This window comes from Phocaeicola sp., assembly GCF_057861905.1.
This window is the reverse complement of record NZ_DBMACV010000121.1, coordinates 1-4,404: the sequence shown is the minus strand read 5'-3', so window position 1 is coordinate 4,404 and position 4,404 is coordinate 1. Positions and strand designations below refer to the sequence as shown.

At 43.3% G+C, this 4,404-nt stretch carries 3 protein-coding genes and 1 pseudogene; 3 read left to right on the top strand and 1 reads right to left on the bottom strand.

The window, feature by feature from the left end:
* The 3 genes from ACZM60_RS14405 to ACZM60_RS14395 form a co-directional block, all read left to right on the top strand.
* A partial coding sequence (locus ACZM60_RS14405; RefSeq protein WP_489521834.1) for an HlyD family secretion protein occupies positions 1–452 on the top strand: 452 nt, incomplete at its 5' end.
* Positions 453–456: 4 nt separating this feature from the next.
* Complete coding sequence (locus ACZM60_RS14400; protein ID WP_462507873.1) at positions 457–2,097, top strand: MFS transporter; 1,641 nt, start codon at positions 457–459, stop codon at positions 2,095–2,097.
* 38 nt (positions 2,098–2,135) lie between these two features.
* The gene (locus tag ACZM60_RS14395) at positions 2,136–3,011 is read left to right on the top strand and encodes a helix-turn-helix domain-containing protein (RefSeq protein ID WP_279165962.1); all 876 of its coding nucleotides are present in this window, start codon (positions 2,136–2,138) and stop codon (positions 3,009–3,011) included.
* Positions 3,012–3,517: 506 nt separating this feature from the next.
* On the opposite strand, the pseudogene ACZM60_RS14390 reads toward ACZM60_RS14395, so the two are convergent.
* Positions 3,518–4,303, bottom strand: a pseudogene (locus ACZM60_RS14390) (mobilization protein); the annotation flags it as partial.
* Positions 4,304–4,404 lie beyond the last annotated feature (101 nt).

Below are 4,404 nucleotides of genomic sequence, written 5' to 3'. Positions count from 1 at the left end.
GTATTCAGCGTGCCACAGCGGCGTTGGAGATGGCCAAATTGAATCTGTCTTATACTGTAGTCGTGGCTCCGTGTGACGGTAAGCTGGGACGTCGGGCTTTAAAGGAAGGTCAATACATTACTGCCGGGCAGACCATTACATATATCTTGCCGAATACTCAAAAGTGGGTGATTGCCAATTATAAAGAGACTCAAGTGGAAAATCTGGCTATCGGTCAGAAAGTAAGGATAAAGGTGGATGCTGTAAGTGATAAAGAGTTTACGGGTAAGATTACTGCTATTTCTGGTGCTACCGGAGCCAAGTATTCTTTAGTTCCTACTGATAATTCTGCCGGTAATTTTGTAAAAATTCAACAGCGTATTCCGGTTCGCATTGATTTTATCAATCTTTCTAAAGAAGACAATGATCGCCTGGCTGCAGGTATGATGGTGGTTGTAAAAGCTAAACTCTGATGTTATGCCCTCTTATCCAAGAAATTATCCGTTCTACAACTGGGTACCCAAGTGGTTGGGCATTCTGATATTGGTGTTGATGTTCATCCCCATTCTTACTGTGGGTGGTGTGTATTCTGTGAACAGTACTGAGATGATGGGCGGGTTGGGTATCATCTCAGAACATATCACTTTTACCAATTTTGCCACCTCCATCGGGATGGCTGCTTTTTGTCCATTTTTATACCGGCTGGTGGTGATTCGAAGAGAAAAAATGATGTGTCTGGCCGGTTTTTCCATGATGTATGTGCTCAGCTATATTTGTGCTGAAACCGACAGTATCTTTTTGTTGGCTCTCTGTAGTGTGTTGATGGGTTTCCTTCGCATGGTACTGATGATGGTCAACCTATTCACCTTAATCCTTTATGCAGGACGCATTGAGGCCTATTTGAAAATTAAGCCGGGACTGGAGCCGGTAGACGGTGAGGGGTGGGATAAGCTTGATATTGAACGAAGCATAGCGCAGCCTGGCATTTATTTGTTCTTTATGATATTAGGACAGCTGGGAACATCGCTGACTGCTTGGCTGGCTTATGAATATGAATGGCAGTATGTGTATTACTATATGATGGGGATGCTGTTGGTGTGTATCCTGGTTATTTTCGTAACCATGCCATACCATCGCTTCCAAAATAAGCGTTTCCCCATTAATTTCCGTCAGTTTGGCAATGCTACCTTGTTCTGCATTCCGCTGGTGTGTTTTACATATGTCATGGTGTATGGAAAGGTGCTGGACTGGTGGGATGATCCTACTATCCGCATGGCTGCGATTACTGCAGTTCTTACGGGTGCTTTATTTTTTTATATGGAATCCACGCATCGCAGTCCGTATTATCTGGTGGGCGTGCTGAAGTTGCGCACCATTCGTATGGGAGTATTATTCTATTTTTTGCTGATGTTTTTCAATTCCAGCGCCATGTTTGTCAATGTGTTTGCTGGCATTGGCATGAAACTGGATAACTGGCAGAATGCTTCTTTGGGCAACTGGACCATGCTTGGTTATTTCATCGGGGGCATGATTACGATTTTCCTTAGCATGAAGAAGGTGCATTTCAAGTACATTTTTGCCGGAGGATTCATTATGCTGGGAATGGCGGCTTTGTTCATGTATTTTGAGGTGCAGACCGACGGATTGTATGAACGGATGAAATATCCGGTTATTATCCGTTCCACGGGTATGATGATGCTTTATTCGCTCATCCCTACCTATGCCACCCAGCGTATGCCTTATAAATTTCTGTCATCATGGATTTGTACCATGATTACGATACGTATGGTTATAGCCCCCAGCCTGGGAGCTGCAGTCTATACCAATGCCCTGCAGGAACGCCAGCAGAATTACGTCACCCGTTATGCACAAGATGTTGATTTGCTGAATCCGGAAACATCCGCTTCCTTCTTGGGCACTGTGCGTGGCATGAGTTATCAGGGAAAAAGCAAAGCTGAAGCAGTGAACATGGCAGCCCTGTCGGCCAAGGGACGCATTCAGGTGCAGGCCACTCTGGTGGCGGTGAAAGAAATGGCCGGCTGGACTCTGTATGCATGTCTGGCTTGCGCAATATTTGTGCTGGTTGTGCCTTATCCTAAGAGAAAATTACTATCTTAGCCGCTTGAATGTGCCCTTATGTGCACAGACAAGTGCTTATGAAGACTATTCAAGAACGTATTATATTATTAGAAAAAGCTTTGTTCAGGCGAGATGACATATGCAGTTCGGAAGGAGGAATTTCCTCCTTTCCTGCCCTCTTTCACACTCCTTATCTGGTCAGTGGAGTGGGGATAGTGGTGTGTGTGCAAGGCTCTTTTGTCTTTGCTTTGAGCCATCGTGTCATGCGAGCCTCTGCGGGCGAAACACTGTTTATTCCAGAAGGAGCGGAGTTTCAGGTCATGGAAGAGTCGCCCGATTTAGAGGTGCATTTCTTGTTGTATCAGGTTGAACCTATCCGTGATATTTTAGGGAATCAGGTCGTATCTATGTACCTTTATTCTCAGTTAGTACCCGAACCTTGCTATGTTTGGCAGACTGGCGAAGAGGATGAGTTGCTCCGTTATATGATGCAGCTTGATGCTACTCTTCTTCAGAATGATACTTTCCGTCAGTATGAGCAGAAACTGTTGCTGCTGGCACTGACCCATCGGCTCTGTTCGCTCTATAATCGTAAGTTGGTGAACAATCAGAATGCGGTGGGACATCGTAATGAGGTGTTCTTGAAGCTTATTTCGCTGATTGAACAGTATTATATGCATGAACGGGGAGTGGAGTTTTATGCCGATAAATTATGCCTCTCACCTAAATACCTTTCTGTCATATGTAAATCAATATGTGGATATACAGTAAAGGATTTGGTGTCTAAGTCCATTATACGGAAGAGTATTTCTCTTTTAAAAAATACACAGAAAAATATACAAGAAATTGCAGACATATTCAATTTTCCTAATGCTTCTTTTTTTGGAACTTTCTTCAAAAAGCAAATGGGCATGTCTCCTGGACAATATCGCAAGAACATCATTTCTCGATAGTTATATTATTTCAAAGAGTTGCTTCTGCCAATATTCGTGGAATAGCTAAATTTGTTTATTGGTACAGAAGGTTTTGCTGCTTCTAATTAGTGCATTATTTGTATGCTCGTTTGCTTAGCAGCGTGTGTTAATTCAGTGATTGACGAAGAGGAAGATGTACATCTTCAAGGAGTTTCCGTGCCAATTATATTTTGTGGAAGGGTTAGTTGAGAGGCTTTTACCCGTATATCTGACAAAACGTTGGCGGTTGAAGATGAAATTGGTCTGATAGAAGTCTATCAGTAAAATGCGTTAATATAAAATACAGAAAACATGGTACAGAAGTGGAAACAATTACCTCTGTTTATGATGACAGCCAAACAAAAACAAACGGGAACAAGGCAGAATGGAACTGGATGTGAGCTAATGTACCCTAATTTGTATCTTATGTACTAAAGTCAGTCCTTATTAGAGAACCATATACTCGTTTAAGAGCAATATGGTTCTCTTTTTTACCGATAAGGGGATTATAGCCAAGGTTCTCTTCTCATTGGGCGTCCCAATTTTTGTTGCTGGTCATAATTTCCCTCCACCACATTAGTAACCTCCCGTCTGGCTTTGATTTGCTGCCGGCTGTCAAAATCACCTTTCCGCTTTGCCGTGAAATACAGAAAATCACCGGCGGTTCTGTGTGACTGTTTGTCTTCACCGAACAGGTTAAGTGCACCCTTGATGTCCGCTACCTGCTCCGTATCAAAACGTGGCTTGTAATAATCCCTTGCCAAACGGATGATACCGTGTACCGCCTTGCGAAAAATCTCGCTTGTCTTGAGCAAAAGGAAGCCGAGACTCTCAATAATCAGATTCTGCCATGTAATCCGGTTTTTAAGTTTCATAGTTTCCTCTGAATGCACGGCATCCCTGCGGCTTAATTCAGACTGATGTTCAGATTTCAACTTCATCAATTCACGGTGGTGGCTGTTCTGCATGGTCCGGATTGTGCCTTGTAACTGGCCGATGGTTTCCTCATGTGTGGAAATCTCATGACGCAAATCCTCTATTTCGCCTTTTAGAGCCTTTGACCTGCCTGTAGCCCAGCCGACAGCGGCATTGAGTAGTTCACTGCCTTTCTCCTTATTCAGTTTAGAACGTTTCTCGCTGATAGCTCTGTCAAGCTCTTCATTCTGCCGTTCCTTTTGAATGGCCATTTCATTTAGGGTGTTGGTGATTATTTCAGTCTCGTGCATCTTTTGGTTGGCTTTTTCCAGTTGATGCTCCCGATACTGCCTCGTAGCGTCAAGACGCTTCATCTCCTACCTGAGTTCGGGATAAGTTTAGAATAAGGCCAGTTGTTTTGAGTCCTCAATATAGTATCCTTGCAATGCATCCGGTTTGTTTTCAAAGAAACAATAAG

Excerpts from the sequence above, each read along its gene's own strand:
- ACZM60_RS14400 (WP_462507873.1), top strand. The coding sequence starts at position 457 with ATGCCCTCTTATCCAAGAAATTATCCGTTCTACAACTGGGTACCCAAG.
- ACZM60_RS14395 (WP_279165962.1), top strand. The coding sequence starts at position 2,136 with ATGAAGACTATTCAAGAACGTATTATATTATTAGAAAAAGCTTTGTTC.